Source organism: Halorhabdus sp. SVX81 (genome assembly GCF_029207715.1).
Classification (GTDB): domain Archaea; phylum Halobacteriota; class Halobacteria; order Halobacteriales; family Haloarculaceae; genus Halorhabdus.
The window spans coordinates 59,383-81,706 of sequence record NZ_CP104322.1 but is presented as its reverse complement, the minus strand read 5'-3'; the positions used below and the strand labels follow the sequence as shown (position 1 = coordinate 81,706).

Here is a 22,324-nt window from a genome sequence, read left to right as displayed (position 1 = left end):
TCAGTTACTCTCGCCCCAGTTGGTCCGATCGAGGACGTGATAGGACTCCTTCAGCCGCTCCTCGTAATCGGGCCGGTACCATGACTCCCAGGTGTACGTCGTCGTTTCGAGGTGGGCCTCGGTCACCCCGGGAATGGCCTGTTCGATCGGATCGACTCCGCTCGCAGTGTTCGTCGACCCATCACCGCTGGCGTCGTAGGTCGCTGCGGCGACGTGAATCCCCTCGAAATCGGTGGTGTCGAGACCCCCATCCCACTCGGTCACGATTCGTTGTTTCGAGGACGGATCAGCAACGTTTAGCAGAACCCATGGGAGACGGAGTTCGATCACGTCCTGTTCGGTATCGACGTGTACGTCAGTCAGGGAATCGTAGTCCCCAGCGTCGGGATTCCCGTTCCCGTACCGGAGTTGGCCGGTTTCGACAGCCTCGAACGGAACCTCCTCGTCAGTCACTGGGACCGAGTACCCGAGGTTGATGGGTTCGCGGACGGGAACGAACCCGGCACTGCCGTCACGATAGGCGTCGAGATCGAGTCCCGCATCCTCGCCGTACTCACGAGCGAACACGTCGTAGGACGATTCGACTAGCAGTCTGGAATCGCCAGGCCCGCCCAGTTCGACGACGAAATCCGCCGTCGACGTGAGTCCAGAGCCAATCGGGAGGGGCTGCTCGCGCCCCGTGAGCCCGATCGTCACGATCTCGCTCAACTGGTCCCATCGCATCGGGTCCGGGAGCGAGTCGAACGCCAGCCGAACCGCGAGTCCTTCGAGATCGTGGGTGACGGCGAGCCCAGTGAGCGTCCGATCGTCGGGTCGATGTACCGTTGCATCCTCCCAGTCTTCGGATGACCCATCGAGTGTGATCGTCTCCGGCGATTCGAATGCCATGAGCCCAAAGCGCTGTTCCGGCGTTTCGATATTCGACCAATGAGGGCGTCGCCCGGGGACCGATCGTGCGTCGAGATTCCACGTGTGCTTGAACCACTCGTCTTGCCAGGAAAAGGCGACGCCACCCACCGCCCCCGACGCGAGGATGTCCTGGTACATCGCGGCGACGATCTCACCCTGCTCACGCTCGGTATGGCGACCCATGTCCCGCCCATGGACGTGACGATGGGCGATCCCGCGTGAACTCGGGACGCCGAACTCGCCGATCAACACCGGCTGGTCGGTCTCCGCGACCAGGTCAGCCAGATATCCCGCGTAACTGTTTGCCTCTTCCCGGTGGTCGGTGTGGTTGAGGTACGACGGCGTCTCGTTCAACAGATCCGGATAGTACGGATAGACGTGATAGGAGGCGAAGATTCCCGGATCGAAGTCCTCGGTCGAAACGATCGCGTCGGGGTCGACACCATCCGCATCTGCAGTCCGATACGGCCCGTATGGGTGTTCGAGCGAATCGGTGAGAACCCAGTTAACGAACGACAGCGGGCGCTGGACGCCATAGGTGTCGCCCTCGTAGGAAGCGAGCACGTCAAGCCGGCCGGCGAGCCACTGTTCGAACCGCGATCCACCCGTGGTCTGGACGTACGATCCGTTGAACTCGCCGTCAGTAGCCGCCTGATTCGTTCCGGCAACGACCGCCGGCGGCCACTCGATACCGAACAGATACCCCAGCGTGACGTCGCTTACGTCGGCGTCGAAGGTGCCACTCGGAAGCCCAGATCGTTCAGGGATCGTCGTGTCCCCATGGATAACGTCAACAGTGTGGCGGAGTTTCGGATCCACCGTCGACGTGACTGCAGTGGCGTCCCCCGATTCGTGTAAGTCCGCAGTCGGAACCCACGTGCCCTGGAGCAACAACAGCGGTTCGTCGGCAGCGTCGTTGTACGCCCGAAGCGCGCGGTAGAATTCAGGTGGATGAATGCTAAACGTCCGGACAACGTTGGCAATCTGCCCGATAGCGGAAAGCCAGCGATCGTACTCCGCCCGGTCGATAGCAGCATGACCGGGAAAATATCCCGGCTTTGCCATCCCAAGATTGACTCCCCTGACCGTGAGTGCTTCAGCGCCCTGATCGGTCAGCCGCTCGAACCCGTCACTGTCTACCCGATACTGCGGTTGGTCTGTCTGGGCCGCCGACTGATAGTCGACGACGCCAGCAATCCCAGCGGCACCGACGTGCGTGACAAATTGGCGGCGGTTCACACCAGCATTATATCATTATCAATAATGAGGTTTTCGGGGACACACAGAGCGAGTAACAGATGGCACAAGATCGGTGAAATACCCCGGCAGCGCCACCCCGAGAGTGACGCCCCAGACAGCGAGCCTCTCGAAGCCCCAGATCGGTCAGGCGGCCGAATCAATCACGTTCAGCACCGATACCGTGGGTGACCTGTCTGAGCCGCTGACCGGTAGGACCCTCCAGAAGCACTCTCAGCGACACCGACGTGAGTGCGAAATTGGCGGCGCTTCAGGGAGGGCGTATTAACAATACTGATACTCGGAAGTGAGCGGACAGCAGGTAACAGTTGGCATCGAATGTATCGACAGGTCGATGGTACGTCAGCCGTTCTCGCCCCAGTTGGTCCGCTCGAGGACGTGATAGGATTCCTTCAGCCGCTCCTCGTAATCGGGTCGGTCCCACGTCGACCATGTATACGTCGTCGTGTCGAGAGTGCTCCCGGTCATCCCGGGAATCGCGTGGTCGATCAGTCCTGTCGAATTGGAACTGTCCGTCCCCTCGCCACCGGGATCGTAAGTCGCTGCGCCGACGCGGACGGACTCGAAGTCGGTAGCCGCAAGCCCGCCATCCCACTCGGTCACGAGCCGCTGTTTCGAGGAGGGATCGGCGACGTTCAGCAGGAGCCACGGGAGGCGAAGTTCGATCACGTCGTTTGCGGAGTCGACGTGGACGTCAGTCAACGAATCGTAGTTCTCGGCATCGGGGTTGCCGTTCCCGTACCTGAGTCGGCCGGTTTCGACGGCTTCGAACGGGACCACCTCGTCGGTTAGTGGCACCGTATACCCGAGGTTGACCGGCTCACGCACGGGCACGAACCCGGCACTCCCGTCACGATACGCGTCGAGATCGAGTCCCGCATCCTCGCCGTACTCACGAGCGAACGCGTCGTAGGACGATTCGACTAGCAGTCTGGAATTGCCGGGACCACCCAGATCTGCGACGAAGTCCGCCGTCGCCGTGAGGTCGGAGCCGATCGGAAGCGTCCGCTCACGGCCGGTCAACCCGACCGTCACGACCGCGTTCAACCGGTCCCATCGCATCGGGTCCGGGAGTGACTCGAACGCCAGCCGAACGGCAAGCCCTTCGAGATCGTGGGTGACCCGGAGTGCGGTGAGGGTGCGGGCGTCCGGTGAGTCGGTCGATCCCTCGGGTCGAACCACCGTCGCGTCGTCCCAGTCCCCGGGTGACCCATCGAGCGTGATCGAGTCGGGCGATTGGAACGCCAGAAGGCCAAAGCGCTGTTCCGGCGTCTCGATGTTCGACCAGTGGGGGCGTCGCCCGGGGACCGAGCGCGCGTCGAGGTTCCAGGCGCGTTTGAACCACTCGTTTTGCCACGAAAAGGCGACGCCACCGACCGCGCCCGATGCGAGGATGTCCTGATACATCGCCGCCACCATCTCACCCTGCTCGCGCTCGGTATGGCCACCCAGATCTCGGCCATGGACGTGCCGATAAGTGACCCCGCGGGAACTCGGGACGCCGAACTCGGCGATCACCACCGGCTGGTCAGTCGAGTTGATCAAGTGCGTCAAGTATCCCGCATAGCTGTTCGATTCCCCGCGGTGGTCGGTGTAACCGACGTATGAGGGCGTCTCGTTCAGCATCCCCGGATAGTACGGGTAGGCGTGATAGGACGCGAAGGTCCCGGCGTCGAAATCGTCGGTCGCCACGACGGCATCGGGGTCGACGCTGACCAGATCCTCGTCGTGATACGGTTCGTATGGATGGTCGAGCGGATCGGTCGTCACCCAGTTGATGAACGACAGCGGCCGCTGGACGCCGTAGGTCTCGGTCTCGTGGGTCGCGAACGTATCGAGTCGGCCGGCGAGCCACTGCTCGAACCGGGAACCGCCCCTCGTCCGAATATAGGGCCCCTCGAACTCGCCGTCGGTCGATACCTGATTCGTCCCGACGACGACTTCCGGTGGCCACTCGATACCGAACAGATACCCCAGCGTGACGTCGCTGACGTCAGCGTCGAAAGTCCCGGCCGTGAACGCATCTTGTTCGGACAGCGTCGCCTCCCCGTGGACGACATCGACAGTGTGGCGGATTTCGGGATCGACCGTCGACGTGACGTCGGTGGCGTCCCCCGCTTCGTGTAAGTCCTCGGTCGGGACCCACGTGCCCTGGAGCAACAACAGCGGCTCCGTGGCGTGGTCGTTGTAGTCTCGAAGCGCACGGTAGAATGCGGGCGGGTGGATCGTGTAGGTCCGGACGACGTTGGCGATCGCCCCGATATGCTCCAGCCACCGGTCGTATTCGGCGCGTTCGATGGCGGCCGAGCCGGGGAAATACCCCGGCTTCGCCATCCCGAGATTCACACCCGTGACCGTGATCTCCTCGACACCCTGGCCGCCCCGGCGTTCGAATCCGTCCTCTGTAACCCGATACAGCGGTTGATCCGGCCCGCCGGTCGACTGGCACCCGGCCACGCCAGCGATCCCCGCCCCACCGACACTGGCAATGAATCGTCGGCGATTCATAGCCACGTCTCGTCCGGGAAGAGTGATGAATGTGTTGGTGAAACATAATATCAGTGCTGAGAATATGGCGTGTGGTGGCCGGTACTACCGCAGGGAGTCCCTTCCCGCCGCCGGCAGGCCGCCCTAGCAGTCACGCCGACACCGCTTTGGCTCGCCCCGGTACAGCGTGGCTGGCCGGCCGGACAGCGGCCGTATCAGCCCGTCCTGTCCCAGTTCGTCCGGTCGAGGACGTGATAGGACTCCTTCAACCGCTCCTCGTAGGCGGGTCGGTCCCACGTCGACCACGTATACGTCGTCGTTTCGAGTGTGCCGGCGGCGGTTCCGGGAACCGCATGGTCGATCAAGCCCGTCGAAGCTGAATCGGCCGTCCCGGCTCCACTGGGGTCGTAGGTCGCGGCACCGACCTGGATCGACTCGAAATCGGTCACGTCGAGACCACCGTCCCAGTCGGTCACGATGCGCTGTTTCGTGGATGGATCAGCGACGTTCACCAGGAGCCACGGGAGGCGGAGTTCGACGACGTCGTTTGCGGGGTCGACGTGGACGTCAGTCAGCGAGTCGAAGTTCGCGGCGTCGGGGTTGCCGTTCCCGTACCGGAGTCGCCCGGTCTCGACAGCCTCGAAGGGGACCGATTCACCAGTCGGCGGCACGGTGTATCCAAGATTGATCGGTTCGCGGACGGGGACGAATCCGGCACGTCCATCGCGATAGGTGTCGAGATCGAGCCCGGCAATTTCGCCAAATTCACGCGCGAACGCATCGTAGGATGACTCGACCAGCAGTCTGGAATTGCCGGGACCACCCAGGTCGGCGACGAAATCAGCCGTCGCCGTCTGGGAAGCGATCGGGAGTGTCCGCTCGCGACCCGTCAGTCCGACCGTCACGAACGCCCCGGTCCGGTCCCATCGCATCGGGTTCGGAAGGGTCGCAAACTCCAGACGGATCGCAAGCCCCGCGAGATCGTGGGAGATCTGCATCCCAGTCAGCGTCCGTTCGTCGGGAGCGTCGGTTGGTTCCGCGGGTCGAACTACCGTCGCGTCGTCCCAGTCCCCGGGCGACCCATCGAGTGTGATCGCGTCGGGCGACTGGAACGCCAGGAGGCCAAAGCGCTGTTCCGGCGTCTCGATGTTCGACCAGTGGGGGCGTCGCCCGGGGACCGAGCGCGCGTCGAGGTTCCAGGTCCGTTTGAACCACTCGTCCTGCCAGGAAAACGCGATGCCCCCCGCCGTATCCGCGGCGAGGATATCCTGATACATCGCCGCCACGATCTCGCCCTGTTCACGCTCGGTGTGGCCACCCTGGTCGCGCCCGTGGACATCGCGGTGGGCAATCCCGCGGGAACTTGGGACGCCGAACTCGGCGATCACCACCGGCTGGTCGGTCGCCCCAACCAGATCGTGCAGATAGCCCGCGTAGCTGTTCGGTTCCCCGCGATGATCGACGTAATCGACGTACTCCGGCGTCTCGTTCAGCAGATCGGGATAGTACGGGTAGGCGTGATAGGACGCGAATGTGCCAGCATCGAAGTCCTCGGTCGCCACGATGGCATCGGGGTCGACGCTGACCAGATCCTCGTCGTGATACGGTTCGTATGGATGGTCGAGCGGGTCGGTCGTCACCCAGTTGACGAACGACAGCGGCCGCTGGACGTCGTAACGGTCGCTCTCGTGGGTCGCGAGGGTGTCGAGTCGGCCCGCGAGCCACTGTTCGAACCGGGAGCCGCCTTGCGTCCGAACGAACGACCCCTCGAAGTCGCCGTCAGCATCGGCTTCGTTGGTCGCCTCGACTACCTCCGGCGGCCACTCGATGCCGAATAGGTACCCCAGCGTGACGTCACTGACGTCGGCGTCGAAGGGGCCGCTCGCGTATCCGGGGCGTTCGGGGAGCGTCGTGTCGCCGTGGACGGCCTCGACGGTCCGTCGGAGTTCCCGATCGACCGTCGATGAGAGGGCGGTGGCGTCCCCGGCGTCGATCAACTCGGCAGTCGGAACCCAGGTACCCTGGAGCAACAACAGCGGCTCCGCGGCATCGTCGTTGTACGCCCGGAGGGCGCGATAGAAGGCAGGCGGGTGGATCGTGTAGGTCCGGACGACGTTGGCGATCTCGCCGATATGCTCCAGCCATCGATCGTACTCAGCACGTTCGATGGCGGCCGAGCCCGGGAAGTACCCCGGTTTCGCCATTCCGAGGTTCACTCCCCTGACCGTGAGTTCCGTGACGGTACCCTCTGATCGGCGTTCGAATCCGTCAGCGCCGATCCGGTACGCCGGTGGCGATGACCGGTCCGTCGATTGACATCCCGAGAGGCCGGCGAGGCCGGCGGCACCGACGGTAGCGACGAATCGACGACGATTCACAGATGAGTCAGGGACCACAACGTCATGAGATTGTCGACGACGTCAATTGGCTTCGCCTCATGAGGTGATTATTTGTGACTGCCACCGCATTATCTGACAAATGGCGGAATCGATCCTCGTCGTCGACGACGACACCACGATCCGGCAGTTACTTCGCCACCGCTTCGAAGCGGCCGGGTTCGAGGTTCGTGTCTGCGAAGACGGCCAGGAAGCTGCCGACCTCTTGTCGACGGGGTTCGAGCCCGACGCCCTCGTCGTCGACGTCATGATGCCCCGTCTCAACGGGACGCGGCTGGTTCGGATGCTCAGAAACGGGGAGCTGGCGGTCCGAACTGACCTGCCGGTGGTGATGCTCACCTCCCGCGGCCGGGAGGAACACGTTCTCGAAGGCTTCGACGCCGGCGTCGACGACTACGTCTCGAAGCCGTTCCGGAGCGCGGAGCTACTGGCCCGCGTCCGGCGACACCTCCCATGACGCGAGTCGTCCCCTTCGAGGTGAGGGTGTGATGGCGGGGGCCGTCGGCGCGTTCGGGTACGAAGTCCCGCTGATCGTGATCCTGGCCGTGGTCGCGCTCGTGATCGGACTGCTACTGACCGTCTCGTTTTACATCACCATCGGCTGGTCAGTGTACCGCTCGGTCGTCGACGAGCGGCGTGATCGCGTCAGGGACGACCTTCGGGAAGCGCTGCTCGAGCGCCTCTTTGCCGAGGATCCCGGCTGGGAGGAGTGGGTCGAGACGCTCTCCGGAACCGAGCGGCGAGTCACCGAGTCGCTGCTCGACGAGTTTCTCCGTGAGCTCGATGGCGGGGACAAGGCACAGCTGCAGGGGCTCGGCGTCGCCCTTGGGATTCCCGACCGCGCGCGCAACCAACTCGACGGCCGCGGCGAGTTCGAGCACCTCGATGCACTGACCTGGCTGACGTTGCTCGACGATCCCGACCCGTATCTGGAGTCTGCGTTCGAGCCGAAGACGCCACGGGAGCGGGCGGCGACGGTGACGCTGCTGTCCGAGACCGACAGTCTCGCGGACGCCCAACAGGGCGTTTCGATACTGCTCGACGACATTGACGGCCAGTTCACAGTCTTCGGCCAGGACACGCTGCATCGCATCTCACGATCGGACCCGACACCGCTGTTGGAGACCGCACGCAGGGAGTATCGAAGCTGGAGCGAACCCCTGCTCGCGCAAGTGCTTGCGGTCTGTGCCAACCTGGAGACCAGCGTCGGCGACCAGGACCTCTCGTGGCTGACCGCGGCCCTGGAGACCGAAAACGAAGCGATCCGGGCCGCCGCGGCGCGGGCGCTCGGGAGTTTTGGCTGGCGGGAAACCGTCCGTGACCGGGCGTTTCTGGAACGGGCAGTCGGCGATCCGTCACCACGGGTTCGGGGTGCCGTCTACGAGATGCTCGGGGCATGGGGGGACCAGCCAGCACTGAGTGTCCTCCTGTACGCCCTGGTGAGCGAAACCCATCCGCGAGCCGTAGAACGGGGGACAGCGGCGCTCGTCGACCGCCGTGACCGCATCGATCCCGACACGCCGGCGGTGTTAGGCCCGGCCTGGGACTGGAGTGTCGAACACGCCGAGTACGACGATATGGCCCGGCACGGCTCCAAGCGGGTGTATAGTTGAGATGCACACGATCACACACGCCGTCCTGATGGGACTGGCCGGGTTCGGCGTCTTTGTCGTGGGGTATTACGCATTGATCAGCGTCGGCTACCTGTTTTTGCACGTCCTGGCGCTGTTTGAACTCCGCGAGGACGTCAAGGAGTCGCGATGGGACCCGCCGTTCCGGAAGTTCAGCTCCCCGTTCTATCCCGGCATCGGGATCGTCGTGCCGGCGTACAACGAGGAGGCCACCATCGTCGAGAGCGTCCGCTCGATGCTCTCGTTGAACTACCCGGAGACCGAGGTCGTCGTCGTCAACGACGGCTCGACCGACGCGACACTGGATCGACTCCGCGAGCAGTTCGATCTCGAAGCCATCGACGCGGAGATTCCGTTCGACGTCCCCGCCGAAGAGATCCACGGCGTCTACCGGTCGACGACCGACGAGAAGTTGCTCGTCGTCGACAAGGAAAACGGCGGCAAGAGCGACGCCCTCAATGCGGGGATCTGGCTGACCGACATGCCGCTGTTCTGTGCCGTCGACGCGGATACGATCATCGATCGGGACGCATTGTTGCAACTCGTGACACCGTTCCTGAAGGAGCCGACGACCGCCGTCGCCGCCGGCGGCGTCATTCGAGTCGCCAACGGCTGTACGGTCGAGGACGGCATCGTCACCGATGTCTCCCTGCCCAAAACAGGGCTTCCCGGACTCCAGGTGATGGAGTACCTCCGTGCCTTCTACTCGGGTCGACTCGGTCTCAACCGGATCAACGGACTCATCCTCATCTCGGGAGCCTTCGGGCTCTTCCAGACGGAAGCCGTCCGCGAGATCGGTGGCTACAGACACGACACGATCACGGAGGACTTCGACATCGTCGTGCGCCTCCACAAACACCTGACCGAGCAGGACCGGGAGTACACGGTCGATTTCGTCCCGGAACCGGTCGCCTGGACGGAGGTTCCGAGCAGCCGCCGGGTACTCAGCCGGCAGCGAAGACGCTGGTACCGGGGGATGATGGAGACCGTCGTGACCAACCGCAAAATGTTGTTCAATCGCGCGTACGGTCGCGTCGGAACCCTGGTGATGCCGTTTTTCGTCGCGGCGGAAGCACTCGGCCCGCTCATCGAAGGGCTTGGATACGTCGTGCTCCCGGTGGCGTGGTACTTCGGAGCGCTGGACGTGACGTTCGTGCTCATGTTCTTCCTCCTGACGACCGGCTACGGCGTCTTCCTGTCGTGGTTCGGCGTCTTCAGCGAGGTCTGGAGTTTCAACCGCTACGACAGCCCCTGGCAGGTGTTGCGCCTGCTGTGGTACGGCGTTCTGGAGAACTTCGGGTACAGACAGTGGAAGACGATCGTCGCCTGGCGCGGCCTCGTCGAGTATCTCCGTGGCGTCGAGACCTGGGGCGTGATGGAACGCAGCGGCTTCGCCGGTGAGGAGGAGTGATAGGAGCTATCAGCGGTCGGCCGACTGACTGATCCCCCACCGCGAGCGCGTCGAGACGAGCAAACCTTTTCCCACGATCGACGGTACCAATCAACATGGACACTCCGGAGCGCAGGAACTACTTTCGCGATCTGTTCGAAGTCGGTACCGATCGGTCCGCCCCGCTCGAGCAGAAAATCGAGCGAGCAATCACGCTCGGACGGGATCGACTGGGCGTCGACTACGGCGTCCTGTCGTATACGGGTGCCGGCGAGTACGAGATCGTCGACTCGACGATCGAAAGCGGGGCCTACGAGGCGGGGACGACACACGAACTCGGGGAAACGTGGTGTCGCCACGTCGTGTCCGACCGCGAGATGCTCGTCGTCGCCGACGCGGCAAACTCGCCTTATCGCGACGACGTCGCCCGTGAGGCAACCGGACTTCAGTGTTATATCGGTGCGGCTGTCCTCGTCGACGGCGAGGTCTACGGCACGCTCTGTTACTCGGGGGAAGATCCACTGGAGCGGGAATTCACCGAGGACGACGAGCGGTTCGTCCAGTTGCTCACCCAGTGGATCAGCTACGAGATCGAGCGCGAACAACACTACCGGGCCTTAGACGCACAGAACGAACGCCTGACGGAGTTCGCGGGCGTCCTCGCCCACGACCTGCGGAATCCCCTGACCGGGGCCCGCGGCTACACCGAACTCGTTGCCGAATCCGTCGCCGATCCCGAAGCAAGCCACCTCCAGACGGTCCTCGAGTCCTTAGACCGCATGGAGCAACTCATCACAGACACCCTCTCGCTGGCCAGGGAGGGGGCCGATGTCGGCGAGCGCGAACCGGTTTCGCTGGCCGCGGTCGCTGAGCGGGCCTGGAACACCGTGCAACCGGACACCGCAGTGCTCGCCGTCGAGAGCGATCGAACGATCCGTGCCGACGCCTCCAGACTCCAGCAGTTGTTCGAGAACCTTTTTCGGAACGTGATGGAACACTGCCCGCCAGGGACCCGAGTGACCGTCGAGGGGACCGATACGGGGTTCGCCGTCAGCGACGACGGTCCCGGCCTCCCGCCGGCGATCGCCGATTCGCTGTTCGGCGGGTCCTTCGGTAGCAACCGCCGCGGCCTTGGCCTGCTCGTCGTCGAACGGGTCGTCTCCGGCCATGGGTGGGACGGGACGGTCGAAACGGACGAAGACGGCACACGCTTCGAATTCACTGGCGTTGGGATGGTCACTGAACCACCATCGGCCTCGATTCAGTGACGGTGGTGGGCGGTCGAAAGGCCGATGTCGAGTGACAGTGCGATTGTGCTGTGGCGTCTCACCAGGAGTCGATGGCGCGATCTTTCAAAATCGAGAACGGCTCCCGACAGTTCATATGTCGAGACAGTCTAATCAAGACAAGATGACTCGTTTTGACGACGGGAAGACCGGACCGATAACGGTCCTGTACGTGAACGACGACCGTTCGTTCGCGGACCTGGTCCGGACGAAGCTGTCACGGTGTGGCGAGATCGACGTGGAAACGGCGACTGCTGCGGAGAGGGCGATGGAGAAGCTTGCGACGACCGAATTCGACTGCGTGGTGACCTCCTACGCGCTGCCCGACGGAACGGGGATCGACCTCCTCGAACAGATCCAGGCGGAACACGACGACCTCCCGACCGTCCTGTTCACCGGTCGCGGGAGCGAAGAAGTGGCGAGTCGCGCAACCCGGGCCGACGTCTCCGATTACATTCCGATCCGACCGAACCAGGAGAGCTTCGAGCTGCTGGCCCGGCGGATCGAAACGCTGGTCGACGCCGCGCGCAAGCGAGCCGCCGCCGACCGGATGACTGATCGGTTCCGACGGACGCTCGAACGGGCGACCGACGCGATCTACGCCGTCGACACCGACTGGCGGATCGAATACATGAACGAGAAGATGGGCAAGCGAGTCGACCGGGACCCGGAGGAGGTCGTCGGCAACGTGCTCTGGGAGGAGTTCCCGTCGGTCGTTGACACGGAACTCGAAGACCGCTACCGGACCGCGATGGAAACCGGCGAGTCGGTCTCCTTCGAGCAATACGTCGGCGAGCCCTTCGAGTACTGGGTCGACGTTCGTGTGTTCCCGGACGAGGACGGCCTGACCGTCTTCTCCCAGGAGATCACCGACCGAAAGCAACAGCAACGCGAATATCAGGAACTCGCCGAGGAGTACGACGCGCTGCTGGATACGTCCGGTGACGCGATCTTCGTCCTCGACGTCGACATGTCAGGACAGGATCCGGAGTTCACGTTTGCACAGCTGAGTCCTGGGTACGAGACCCAGACCGGGCTTTCGACGGACGAGGTCAAGGACAGGACACCGCGGGACGTCTTCGGCGAGGAACGCGGTGCAGAGCTTGCGGCGAACTACGCCGAGTGCGTCGAGCAGCGCGAGCCGATCGCCTACCGCGAGGAGTTGTCGGTCGCCCCGGACGCCCGCTTCTGGGAGACATCGCTCGCACCGGTCATCGTCGACGACGAGATCGTCCGGATCGTCGGTATCGCTCGGAACGTCACCGAACAAGTACAGCGCGAGCGCAAACTCGAACAGACGAACCAGCGACTGGAGGGACTCATCGAGGCGACGCCGCTGACGATCATGGAAATCGACGCCGACGGTGAGGTCATCCGCTGGAACGAGGGTGCAGAGGAGATGTTCGGATGGTCGCGCGAGGAGGTTCTGGGCGAATTTAACCCGATAATCCCTGAGGACCAGCAGACACAGTTCGATGCCCATCGCCGGGCAGCACTCAACGGGAAACCGATCCGTGGCAAGGAGATTCAACGAGAGACCAAGGAGGGGCGACGACTAGATCTCCTGCTGTCGGTCGCCCCGATCGAGGACTCGAACGGCGAGGTGACCAGCATTCTCGCCGTCCTCGAAGACATAACCGAACAGAAACACCTGGAGAACCGCCTTCGATCGCTACAGCGAACCGCACAGCAACTCAGCGCCGCACAGTCCACCGAAGAGATCGCCAATATCGCCGTCGACGCTGCCGTCGAAATCCTCGGGTTCGAGATCACCGGGATCTGGGAGTACGACGAGCGGGAACACGCACTCATCCCGATCACTGAGACAGCCGAGGCGCGCGAGCTCGTCGGCGAGTCACCGCGATTCGATCCGGGTAACAGTCTCGCCTGGAAGGCCTTCGACACCGGCGAACTCCAGGTGTTCGACGACGTCAGAGAGGTTGACGAGCGGTATAACGAGGACACGAGGATCAGAAGCGAGATCCAGGTGCCGCTGGGCGACTATGGCCTCATCTCGACTGGCTCGCCAACGACCCGAGAGTTCTCCGAGACGGACGTCGACCTGTTCAGAATCCTCGGCGCGACTGTCGAGGCAGCGCTGGCACGGGCCAGCCGGGAAGCTGAGCTAAAGCGGCAGAACGAACGTCTCGATCAGTTCGCGAGCGTCGTGGCCCACGATCTCCGGAACCCGCTCACCGTCGCGATGGGCTTTCTCGAAGTGGCTGCCGAGACGGGCGACCCGGACCACTTCGAGAAGGTCGAAACCGCTCACGACCGGATCGAACGTCTCATCGAAGACCTCCTGACGCTCGCCCGTGGGGAGACGACGATCGAGGACAGAGAACAGATCGACCTCGGCGCAGTTGCACGGGAAGCGTGGGGCTACGTCGACACGAGCGAGGCGACGATGGAGGTCGCCGAGGGCGTGCCAGTCGTCGCCGGTGACGCCGGGCGGTTGAGTCAACTGTTCGAGAACCTCTTCCGAAACGCCGTGGAGCACGGCGGCAAGGACGTGACGATCACGGTTGGCAAGCGAGCGGACGGTGGCTTCTACGTCGCGGACGATGGCGAAGGGATTCCGCTGGAAAATCGGGAGTCAGTGTTCGACCACGGCGTCACCACGAACGAGGGCGGAACGGGCTTTGGCCTCTCGATCGTCGAGGACATCGCGAAGGCACACGGCTGGACCGTCTCCGTCGGTGAGTCGGGCGAGGGCGGTGCACGATTTGATTTCGATACATCCCGGTAAGCATCCAGCCTGCCAAGACCCAACTTCGGTATCGTCGTATTTGATTTATGGCCTGTCGCGTGGGTCGCATCTCGATCAATGACTCCGCCGGGAATCCCCCCCACGGCGCACCATCGAGACGCGCCAAGCATCACGCGCGATGCGGCTATATTCTCGCCAGTCGTAGCGAGCGACATGGCGTTGAGCACTGAATCGGGGCGTCCGTTTTCGTCCATCCGCTGGCCCTGTGGGTCGTGATGGCAGCGGTCGCCGTCGCCAACGGCGTGTTCCACGAGACGGCCCTCATCGACCGGGTCGGCGAGTACCCCGACCACGTCCTTTCGACCGCGATGCTGGTGGTCGCGATCATCGTCGTGGCGGCCGCCTACTGCGGAACCACTCCGATTATACGCAAGCAGAGTTGCTGGCCGTCGGCACGGGCTGGGCTGTCCTGACCGTCGGCTTCGAGTTTCTCGTCGGGTTCCTCGAAGGGACGCCGCCGAGTGAAACCATCGCCCAGTACAACGTTCTGGCCGGCCAGGTGGGATCGTCGTCCCGCTGACGCTGCTGGTTGGGCCGCTGATGGTCACGCTGTCCGGGCGAGCTGGATAAATTGCATATCGATATATCGAACGCGGGTGAGGCGTCCAAGACGAGCGCGAAGAGAAGGCAGTTTCAGTCCCCGTTCTGGAAACGGCGGAAATGAAGAATCGAATTCAGTCACACCGAAGAGAGCGCGACAATTACGCCTCGCTCGATTCCCGCTGGACGACCAGGACAGGGCCGAGGAACCGATCGGCGACCTGGTCGGCGGGCATCCCGAAAACGAACGTCGACAGCGTCGGGTCGGACTCGCCCATGACCACGCAGTCGTAGTCCTCGGCGAGTTCGGCGATGGCATCGACCGGTTTCACGTCCCGGTCGACCCGCGTCTTGATCCGGGCGGGATCGACGTCCTCGTCGGCCAGGCGGTCGGTGAGTCCGTCGAGCAGGACGTCGACGTCTTCGTCGGTTTCGTCCTCGCCCGTCACGTGATAGAGCGTGACGTCGATGTCCCGGTCGGCGAAGAGGCCGGCGACTACCTGAGCCAGTCGGTCGATGCCGACGGTGCCCCGGACGGCCACGAGGATGTCTTCGAGGTCCGCAAGGGCGCGGGGGACGAGCGCGGCCAGGCAGTCGTTTTCGGCGATCTGGCGGTCGATCGTCTGCTGGGCGTCGTGGGTGAACACCAGTCGGTGGTCGACGGTTGCGCCAGCGTCGGACAGTGCCTGTTCGAAGTCCTCGAGACGGTCCAGAGCGCGATCTTCGAACTGCATGCGAGCCTGGCCGGGGGCCGTCTGCCCGGGGATGACGTGATACCCCAGCAGGACGACGTGGGCGTTCGAAAGGAGGTCGGGCACCCCCTCCGGGAGCGATTCACCTTCGAGCACGCGGATCGGGACGAGTACTGATGGTCGGGTCATGTCAGATGTCACCTTTGAGTCGCACGTCGTCGGCGTAGTAGCGGTACCACCCGTAGGACAGTACCATGATCACGACGCCGATGGCGATCGATGCGCCGTTCATGAACGCGATCAGCGCGACGCTGGCGACCGCGCCGATCGCCGGCAGGACTGGCGCGCCCGGCATCCGGAAGTCCGGGTCGTACCAGTCCGGATCGCGTCGTCGCAAGACGAGTAGCGCGACGCAGATCAGCGCATACATCACCAGGTGCAGAAACGACGCCACCTCCGCCAGGATCTCGACGCTGTCGGTCGCCACGAGCACCAGGATCGGGCCGCCGGCCATCGCCAGCGCGACGTGTGGCGTGCCGTATTTGAGGTTGATCTCGCTGGCCTTCTTCGGGAGCAAGGCGTCGCGGCTCAGCGCGTAGATCGATCGGGACGCGCTCAGGATCGAGGCGTTGGCGCTGGAGAAGGTCGCAAGCAAGCCGGCGACGAGGATCAACACTGCACCGGGCAGTCCCAGCAGATCTCGCCCCACGTTGACCATCGCCGTCTCGCCGAAGGTGCCGAGGCGATCCGCGCCGAACGTGCTCGTCGCGACGAAGATCGTCACGGCGTAGAAGACGGTCACGATGATCACCGAGCCGACCATCGCCAGGGGCAAGTTCCGACTGGGGCGCTTGATCTCGCCGGCGACCGTCGCGACCTGGGCGAACCCGAGATACGACGTGAACACAAGCGCAGCGGTCCTGAGTACCGGGGAGTACCCCTTCGAGAAGAACGTGTCAGGGACGGACTGGCGGCCGAAGATACCCATCGCGTCAAGGATGCCGAACGTGAGTACGCCCGTCAGGATGACGAGCAGGACGACCACGATGATGTTCTGCAGGGCCGCCGTGCGTTCGGTGCCGCCGACGCTGAGCGCGGTGAGTGCGGCCCCGAAGACCAATCCCAGGACGACGTGTGGCGGGGCCGGACCGAGCGAGAGAACGATTCCGACCTCCGCGAGGACGGCGACGACGTAGTGGCCGAGGCCGACGAGGTAGAACGCGGCGGCGAAGACCAGTCCCAGCCACAGGCCAAGCCCGACGATCGCCCCGCCGGCCGTGCCTAGCGAGCGGGAGATGAAGTAATAGCCGCCGCCGCTGCGGGGCATCGCCGTCGCGAGTTCCGAGGCCGGCAACGCGACCAGCAACGCGATGACGCCGCCGATCCCAAAGGAGAGTGCGGCTGCCGGGCCGGCCTCCTTCGCCGCGAGCCCGGGGAAGACGAAGATCCCCGCGCCGATCATCGTCCCGATACCGATCGCCAGCCCGCCGACCAGCCCGATCGTCCGCTCGAGTTCGACGCCCTCTTCGTGGGTCGTCGTCTCGTCGGTGACCGACTCGGGTTCGGGTTCGGGCCGCTGGCCCTCGATGTTCTCGCCGGCCGTCGAGACGTCGACCTCGCGCTCGTCCATGGGACGGTATTCGTCCACACATGTCAAAACAGTACCGGACGGGGGTGGCCCGTCCGGTGAAAAGGACAGTGAGTCACTGATAGCCCGGCCGTTCCCGGTGGGCGGCACAATGCTTACCCGTTCGTGTGTCGAACTTTCGATATCCGATGTCAACATGAAAACAATATGTGAACCGGGAGGTCCCGGGCGCGAGGTGGTCCATCCGTGGCGGTGACGTTCTGGCTGCTCGCGATCCTGGCGACGCTAACCTGTCTCGTGATGGCCTGGGCGCTGGGGGCCAACTCGAACTCGCCGCCCTTTGCGCCGGCCATCGGAGCCGGTGCCATCTCGACGATGCGGGCCGCCTTCCTGGTCGGCATCCTCGCAGCCCTCGGTGCACTTTTACAGGGCGGCTCGATCTCGGAGACCGTCGGCCGAGATCTCATCCTGAACACCCAGATCACGCCGCTGGCGGCGACGGCGGGGCTCCTCACCGCGGCGGCGTTCATGGCCTTCGGCGTCTACTCCGGATATCCAGTCCCGGCTGCCTTCGCCACCACCGGGGCGATGGTCGGCGTGGGGCTCTCGCTAGGTGGCGACCCCGCCATCGCGAAGTACCAGCAACTCGGGCTGTTCTGGGTACTCGTGCCCCCCGTTTCAGGTGGACTCGCCTACGGGACCGCGACGATCCTCCGGCGGGACGACATCCCCGAAACGGTCGGTGTCCCGCTGCTCGCGGCCGTCGTCTCCGGCATCATCGCGAACATCGAATTGGGGATCATCCCGGGCGAGGCCGCCCAGAACTCGCTGGCCGGGTTTGCGTCGTCGACCGTCGGCTTGCCAGACCCGCTGGTCCGGGCGGCGGTCACCGTTGCCTTGGCTGCGCTCGGGTTCCTGGCGATCCGACGGCGGACACAGGCCTCGGCCGAGCAAGGGATTCGCACGTTCCTCGTGGCGCTCGGTAGCGTGGTCGCCTTTTCCTCCGGCGGCAGCCAGGTCGGTCTCGCGACCGGGCCGCTGGAGACGCTGTTCGTCACCAGGCTTGAACTGCCGACGCTCGTTCTGCTGGGAATCGGCGCGGTCGGGATCCTGGCCGGTGCGTGGATGGGTGCCCCGCGGCTCCTGCAAGCCACCTCCAGAGAGTACGCCCAGCTCGGCGCGCGCCGGTCGATCGCCGCTCTGGTCCCTGGATTCATCATCGCCCAGGTGGCGATCGCACTCGGTATCCCCATCTCGTTCAACAATATCGTCATCTCGGGGGTGATCGGCGGCGGGCTTGCTGCGGGCTCGGCGGGCGTCTCCCGACGGAAGATCGGCGTCACCGTGACCTTCTGGCTGCTCACGCTCGCGAGTTCGGTCGGCGTCGGCTACGGCCTCTATTGGGTGTTCTCGACAACGCTTGGCATGGAGTGACCCAGCGACAGCCCGTCGGGCCGTCCGATACATCGTTCGTCCCTGTTCCGGCAATTACTGCATAATATCTCGATCCTATCCGACTTTTGAATACAAATGTTTTTCAATATGCGGTACTGAAGGGACGAAATACACGGTGACCCACTGTGCCCGACATGCAAACGGCTGATCTGGACACGGATCTCAGCCTGTTCAAATACGACAATCTGTCACAGTTGCCCCCGGCCTATCGGGATCTCGACGCCGGGAAGCGGGAGCAACGGATCGACACGGCGCTGGCGGAACTCGGCGACGACGTCGTCATTCTGGGCCACAACTACCAGCGGCGGGAGATCGTCGAACACGCCGACTTCATCGGCGACTCTTACCAGCTAAGCAAGGAGGCCGCCAACTCCGACGCCGAGTACGTCATCTTCGGCGGCGTGACGTTCATGGCCGAGTCGGCCGATATCATCACCGACGACGACCAGCAGGTCATCCTCCCGAGCATGGAGGCTTCGTGTCCGATGGCCGGGATGGCGGAGGCGCTCCAGGTCGATTCGGCGTGGGCAAAGCTCACGGCGGCGACCGACGACGACGTGATCCCGATCTGCTATATGAACTCGTATGCGGACCTCAAGGCCTTCTGTGCCGAACACGGCGGGCTGGTCTGCACCTCCTCGAACGCCGCCGACGCCTTCGAGTGGGCCTTCGAGCGCGGTGACAAGGTGCTGTTCCTGCCCGACAAACACCTCGGGACCAACACCGCCCACGACCTCGGAATGGAAGACGACACGCTCGTCTGGGACCCCTGGGCCGACGACACCGACCCCGAGGCGATCCGGGACAACGACGTCATCCTCTGGGAGGGGTACTGCCAGGTCCACGAGCGCTTCCGGGCCGACCACGTCGAGGAGGTTCGAGAGGACCATCCAGACGCGAACGTGATCGTCCACCCCGAGTGTCGCCGCGACGTCGTCGAAGCCGCGGATTGCGTCGGCTCGACGGCCGACATCACACAGGCAGTCGAGAACGCGGATCCCGGTGAGACCTGGGCAATCGGGACCGAGATCCACCTCGCCAACCACCTCGATCGGTGGCATCCCGATGTCGAGGTCGTCCCGTTGTGTGGCGACGCGTGCATGGACTGCAACGCGATGCGCCAGATCGACCCCAACTACCTGCTGTGGGTGCTCGAAGAACTCGTGGAGGGTCGCGAGCAGAACGTCATCAACGTGGACCCGGCGACGGCGGATCGCGCGGCAACCGCACTCGACCGGATGCTCGAACTCTAACCATGACGGAAGCAGAATCCACGGAGACCCTTATAGTCGGCGGTGGCATCGCGGGCTGTGCGGCCGCACTAGCAGCAGTTCGGGAAGACGCCGAAGTGACGCTCGCGACGAAGGCCCGCCGGCCCGAGGACGCCTCGACGTGGTGGGCCCAGGGCGGCATCGCCATCTCGCGGGACGACCCCGCGCAGTTCAAACAGGACATCGTCGACGCATCCGCCGGCACCGCCGATCCTGAGGCAGCGGACGTCCTGGTCGAGAACGCCAACGAGGCCGTCCGGGATGTCCTCGTCGAGACGCTGTCGGTCCCATTCGACGTGGCCGACAGTGACGGTGAGGACTTCGATTTCGGGAAAGAGGCGGCCCACGAGGAGGACCGCATCCTCCACGTCGACGCCTCGACCGGTTCGTACGTCCTCGAACGGTTCCTCTCGTTCGTCGACGACCACCCGGACATCCAGGTACTCGACGACACCGCCGCGCTGGACCTCATCACCCACGAGGGCGAGGTCCGCGGTGCGTACCTCGAATCCGGCGGCGAGGTGTGGCCCACCTTCGCCGGCGCGACCGTGCTGGCGACCGGCGGCGTCGGCGACCTCTATCCCGACTCGACCAATCCCGCGGGATCGACCGGCGACGGGATCGCGATGGCAGCACTGGCCGGCGCAGACATCGACGACATGGAGTTCGTCCAGTTCCACCCGACGGCCCACGTCGACGACAGCGGGACGCTGCTCATCAGCGAGGCCGTCCGCGGCGAGGGCGCAACCCTCCGGAACGCCTACGGCGAACGGTTCATGCCCGCCTACGACGACGAGGCCGAACTCGCGCCGCGGGACGTCGTCGCGCGGGCGGTGAAAAACGAACGCGAAGTCAGCGGCGAGGTGTTCCTCGACGTTTCGGACATCGACTTCGAAGAGCGGTTCCCGGACCTCGTCGAGCAGTGCGAGCAGCGTGGGATCGACTGGGAATCGGGGATCCCCGTCAGGCCCGCCCAGCACTTCCTCTGTGGTGGAGTCTCTGTCGACGAGTGGGGCCGGACCTCGCTGGACCGGCTCTACGCCGTCGGCGAGTGTGCCCACACTGGCGTCCACGGGGCCAACCGTCTGGCGAGCACCAGCCTGCTCGAAGGGCTGGTCTGGGGACTCCGGGCCGGTGAGGATGCGCCCGGTCGCGACCCTGCGCCGATGGACGTCCCCGACCTGGACGACCGCGATCCGGCGCTCCCCGACTCCTTCGCCCGCGAGAAGTTCACGCGACTCCGGCGCGTGATGGGCGAGTACGTCGGCATCGAGCGCGATCCCGACGAATTGGAGCGAGCGCTCGGAGTCCTCCGGCGACTCAAGGGCGAGGTCGACGCCTACGTCCGAACGCGGACGTCCCGGTCGCTGTACGAACTCCGGAACGCGAGTGTCGTCGCGCTGCTGATCGCCCGCGCTGCCGCCGCAAACGACGAGAGCGTCGGCACGCACAATCTCGTCTCCGACGACGAGACGACAACCGACGACGAGGCGACCGTCGAGACGCCATGATCACCGACGGACAGGTCGAGCAGTGGCTTCGCGAGGACGTCGGCCACCACGACGTGACCAACCACCTGCCCGGCGATACCGGGGGCCGACTCGTCGCGAAAGAAAGGGGTATCGCGGCCGGAATCGACGCCGCGACCGCCGTCTTCGCGTATCTGGACTGTGCGGTCGAATCGGCCGTCGACGACGGAACGCCGATAGAATCGGGTGACGTGCTGCTTTCCGTCGCCGGGCCGACCCGGGATGTCCTCCGCGGCGAGCGACCGGCGGTCAACGTCGCCGCCCACGCCGCGGGGATCGCGACCAAGACCCGCAAGGCAGTCGACGTTGCCCGAGAAGTGAGCGACGACGTGGCCATCGCCGGGACCCGGAAGACGACGCCCGGCCTGCGGGGGGTCGAGAAGCGTGCGGTCGTCGCCGGTGGCGGTGACACTCACCGGCTGGACCTCTCGCACATGGCGATGGTCAAGGACAACCACGTCGCCGAGATGGGGCTGGAAGGCGCAGTCGAACACGTCGCGGAACGGACCTCCTTCGCGACGCAGGTGGAAGTCGAAGTCGAGATGCCGGAAGACGCCCCGCGGGCCGCCGACGCCGGGGCCGACATCGTCCTGCTGGACAATATGTCGCCCGGTGACTGCGAGCAGGCTGTCGAGCTACTCGCCACGAACGGCCACGACGACGTGCTCACGGAGGCCAGCGGCGGCATCACGATCGAGACGGTGCCCGCATACGCGAAGACTGGTGTCGACGTGATCTCGATGGGATCGCTGACGCACTCCGCCGACGCACTGGATCTGTCGTTTCGGACGGCAACGACTGACTAGCCCTCAAGCAGGCCGAGTTCGTCGGCGATCAGGTCCGCGAGCTGGTCGGCCACGTCGGGATCGACCTCCGCGACTGACTCGCCGTCGTGCATCCGTTCGTTGTGTGCGTCGAGTTGGTCGGCGAGATCCGACAGCGGGATCTCGGCGGTGGTCTCACACTCGTCACAGACGATCGGGACAGCAGGCTCGTCGTCGGACATACCGGAGACTTCGACGGCCACCACCAAAACGCCCCCGCATCCGGCTGGCAGGACCGTCCACCCCCGGCCGTTTTCGGCATATTTCTCCTGTTTCTATGATCGGGGTTGATCGAGCAA

At 64.5% G+C, this 22,324-nt stretch carries 16 protein-coding genes; 10 read left to right on the top strand and 6 right to left on the bottom strand.

What is annotated here, in order from left to right:
- The 3 genes from SVXhr_RS00315 to SVXhr_RS00305 form a co-directional block, all read right to left on the bottom strand.
- Nucleotides 1–2,148: a hypothetical protein gene (locus tag SVXhr_RS00315; RefSeq protein WP_275738421.1), complete on the bottom strand. Its 2,148-nt coding sequence runs from the start codon at nt 2,146–2,148 to the stop codon at nt 1–3.
- A gap of 360 nt (nt 2,149–2,508) precedes the next feature.
- Nucleotides 2,509–4,674 carry a hypothetical protein gene (locus tag SVXhr_RS00310; RefSeq protein ID WP_275738419.1) on the bottom strand — a complete coding sequence of 722 codons (2,166 nt, stop codon included), beginning with the start codon at nt 4,672–4,674 and terminating at the stop codon, nt 2,509–2,511.
- Between the two features lie 194 nt (nt 4,675–4,868).
- Complete coding sequence (locus SVXhr_RS00305) at nt 4,869–7,031, bottom strand: hypothetical protein (RefSeq protein ID WP_275738417.1); 2,163 nt, start codon at nt 7,029–7,031, stop codon at nt 4,869–4,871.
- A gap of 100 nt (nt 7,032–7,131) precedes the next feature.
- Between SVXhr_RS00305 and SVXhr_RS00300 the strand changes: the two genes are divergently transcribed.
- The 6 genes from SVXhr_RS00300 to SVXhr_RS00275 all read left to right on the top strand — a co-directional run bounded on the left by SVXhr_RS00300 (nt 7,132) and on the right by SVXhr_RS00275 (nt 14,539).
- Nucleotides 7,132–7,506, top strand: coding sequence for a response regulator transcription factor (locus tag SVXhr_RS00300; protein ID WP_015789316.1), 375 nt, complete (start codon nt 7,132–7,134; stop codon nt 7,504–7,506).
- A gap of 31 nt (nt 7,507–7,537) precedes the next feature.
- Complete coding sequence (locus SVXhr_RS00295; protein ID WP_275738415.1) at nt 7,538–8,662, top strand: HEAT repeat domain-containing protein; 1,125 nt, start codon at nt 7,538–7,540, stop codon at nt 8,660–8,662.
- Between the two features lies 1 nt (nt 8,663).
- Entirely contained in the window at nt 8,664–10,091 is a 1,428-nt protein-coding gene (locus SVXhr_RS00290; protein WP_275738413.1) for a glycosyltransferase family 2 protein, read from the top strand.
- Nucleotides 10,092–10,186: 95 nt separating this feature from the next.
- Complete coding sequence (locus tag SVXhr_RS00285) at nt 10,187–11,338, top strand: GAF domain-containing sensor histidine kinase (RefSeq protein ID WP_275738411.1); 1,152 nt, start codon at nt 10,187–10,189, stop codon at nt 11,336–11,338.
- A 142-nt stretch (nt 11,339–11,480) separates the two neighbouring features.
- Nucleotides 11,481–14,105 (top strand): PAS domain S-box protein, encoded by a 2,625-nt coding sequence (locus SVXhr_RS00280; protein ID WP_275738409.1) that lies wholly within the window; start codon nt 11,481–11,483, stop codon nt 14,103–14,105.
- Between the two features lie 236 nt (nt 14,106–14,341).
- On the top strand, nt 14,342–14,539 hold the full coding sequence (locus SVXhr_RS00275) for a hypothetical protein (RefSeq protein WP_275738407.1): 198 nt from the start codon (nt 14,342–14,344) through the stop codon (nt 14,537–14,539).
- 288 nt (nt 14,540–14,827) lie between these two features.
- Here SVXhr_RS00275 and SVXhr_RS00270 read toward each other — a convergent pair whose 3' ends face one another.
- Together SVXhr_RS00270 and SVXhr_RS00265 are read right to left on the bottom strand one after the other, a co-directional pair.
- Entirely contained in the window at nt 14,828–15,547 is a 720-nt protein-coding gene (locus tag SVXhr_RS00270; protein ID WP_275738405.1) for a universal stress protein, read from the bottom strand.
- A 1-nt stretch (nt 15,548) separates the two neighbouring features.
- Nucleotides 15,549–16,988 carry an APC family permease gene (locus tag SVXhr_RS00265; RefSeq protein ID WP_275738403.1) on the bottom strand — a complete coding sequence of 480 codons (1,440 nt, stop codon included), beginning with the start codon at nt 16,986–16,988 and terminating at the stop codon, nt 15,549–15,551.
- Nucleotides 16,989–17,246: 258 nt separating this feature from the next.
- Here SVXhr_RS00265 and SVXhr_RS00260 point away from each other — a divergent pair, with 258 nt between their 5' ends.
- The 4 genes from SVXhr_RS00260 (at nt 17,247) to nadC (ending at nt 22,007) form a co-directional block, all read left to right on the top strand.
- On the top strand, nt 17,247–18,380 hold the full coding sequence (locus SVXhr_RS00260; protein WP_275740967.1) for an inorganic phosphate transporter: 1,134 nt from the start codon (nt 17,247–17,249) through the stop codon (nt 18,378–18,380).
- 155 nt (nt 18,381–18,535) lie between these two features.
- Nucleotides 18,536–19,654: a quinolinate synthase NadA gene (nadA, locus tag SVXhr_RS00255; RefSeq protein WP_275738401.1), complete on the top strand. Its 1,119-nt coding sequence runs from the start codon at nt 18,536–18,538 to the stop codon at nt 19,652–19,654.
- 2 nt (nt 19,655–19,656) lie between these two features.
- Entirely contained in the window at nt 19,657–21,183 is a 1,527-nt protein-coding gene (locus tag SVXhr_RS00250; protein WP_275738399.1) for an FAD-dependent oxidoreductase, read from the top strand.
- Nucleotides 21,180–22,007 (top strand): carboxylating nicotinate-nucleotide diphosphorylase, encoded by an 828-nt coding sequence (nadC, locus tag SVXhr_RS00245; protein ID WP_275738397.1) that lies wholly within the window; start codon nt 21,180–21,182, stop codon nt 22,005–22,007. The genes SVXhr_RS00250 and nadC overlap by 4 nt, the downstream gene beginning before the upstream one ends.
- Here the strand turns inward: nadC and SVXhr_RS00240 are convergent.
- Nucleotides 22,004–22,207: a hypothetical protein gene (locus SVXhr_RS00240; protein ID WP_049941240.1), complete on the bottom strand. Its 204-nt coding sequence runs from the start codon at nt 22,205–22,207 to the stop codon at nt 22,004–22,006. The genes nadC and SVXhr_RS00240 overlap by 4 nt on opposite strands.
- Between the last annotated feature and the right edge of the window lie 117 nt (nt 22,208–22,324).

Excerpts from the sequence above, each read along its gene's own strand:
- SVXhr_RS00260 (WP_275740967.1), top strand. The coding sequence starts at position 17,247 with ATGGCCTGGGCGCTGGGGGCCAACTCGAACTCGCCGCCCTTTGCGCCG.
- nadC (WP_275738397.1), top strand. The coding sequence starts at position 21,180 with ATGATCACCGACGGACAGGTCGAGCAGTGGCTTCGCGAGGACGTCGGC.
- SVXhr_RS00250 (WP_275738399.1), top strand. The coding sequence starts at position 19,657 with ATGACGGAAGCAGAATCCACGGAGACCCTTATAGTCGGCGGTGGCATC.
- nadA (WP_275738401.1), top strand. The coding sequence starts at position 18,536 with ATGCAAACGGCTGATCTGGACACGGATCTCAGCCTGTTCAAATACGAC.
- SVXhr_RS00290 (WP_275738413.1), top strand. The coding sequence starts at position 8,664 with ATGCACACGATCACACACGCCGTCCTGATGGGACTGGCCGGGTTCGGC.
- SVXhr_RS00310 (WP_275738419.1), bottom strand. The coding sequence starts at position 4,674 with ATGAATCGCCGACGATTCATTGCCAGTGTCGGTGGGGCGGGGATCGCT.
- SVXhr_RS00285 (WP_275738411.1), top strand. The coding sequence starts at position 10,187 with ATGGACACTCCGGAGCGCAGGAACTACTTTCGCGATCTGTTCGAAGTC.
- SVXhr_RS00295 (WP_275738415.1), top strand. The coding sequence starts at position 7,538 with ATGGCGGGGGCCGTCGGCGCGTTCGGGTACGAAGTCCCGCTGATCGTG.
- SVXhr_RS00280 (WP_275738409.1), top strand. The coding sequence starts at position 11,481 with ATGACTCGTTTTGACGACGGGAAGACCGGACCGATAACGGTCCTGTAC.
- SVXhr_RS00265 (WP_275738403.1), bottom strand. The coding sequence starts at position 16,988 with ATGGACGAGCGCGAGGTCGACGTCTCGACGGCCGGCGAGAACATCGAG.
- SVXhr_RS00270 (WP_275738405.1), bottom strand. The coding sequence starts at position 15,547 with ATGACCCGACCATCAGTACTCGTCCCGATCCGCGTGCTCGAAGGTGAA.
- SVXhr_RS00300 (WP_015789316.1), top strand. The coding sequence starts at position 7,132 with ATGGCGGAATCGATCCTCGTCGTCGACGACGACACCACGATCCGGCAG.
- SVXhr_RS00275 (WP_275738407.1), top strand. The coding sequence starts at position 14,342 with ATGGCAGCGGTCGCCGTCGCCAACGGCGTGTTCCACGAGACGGCCCTC.
- SVXhr_RS00240 (WP_049941240.1), bottom strand. The coding sequence starts at position 22,207 with ATGTCCGACGACGAGCCTGCTGTCCCGATCGTCTGTGACGAGTGTGAG.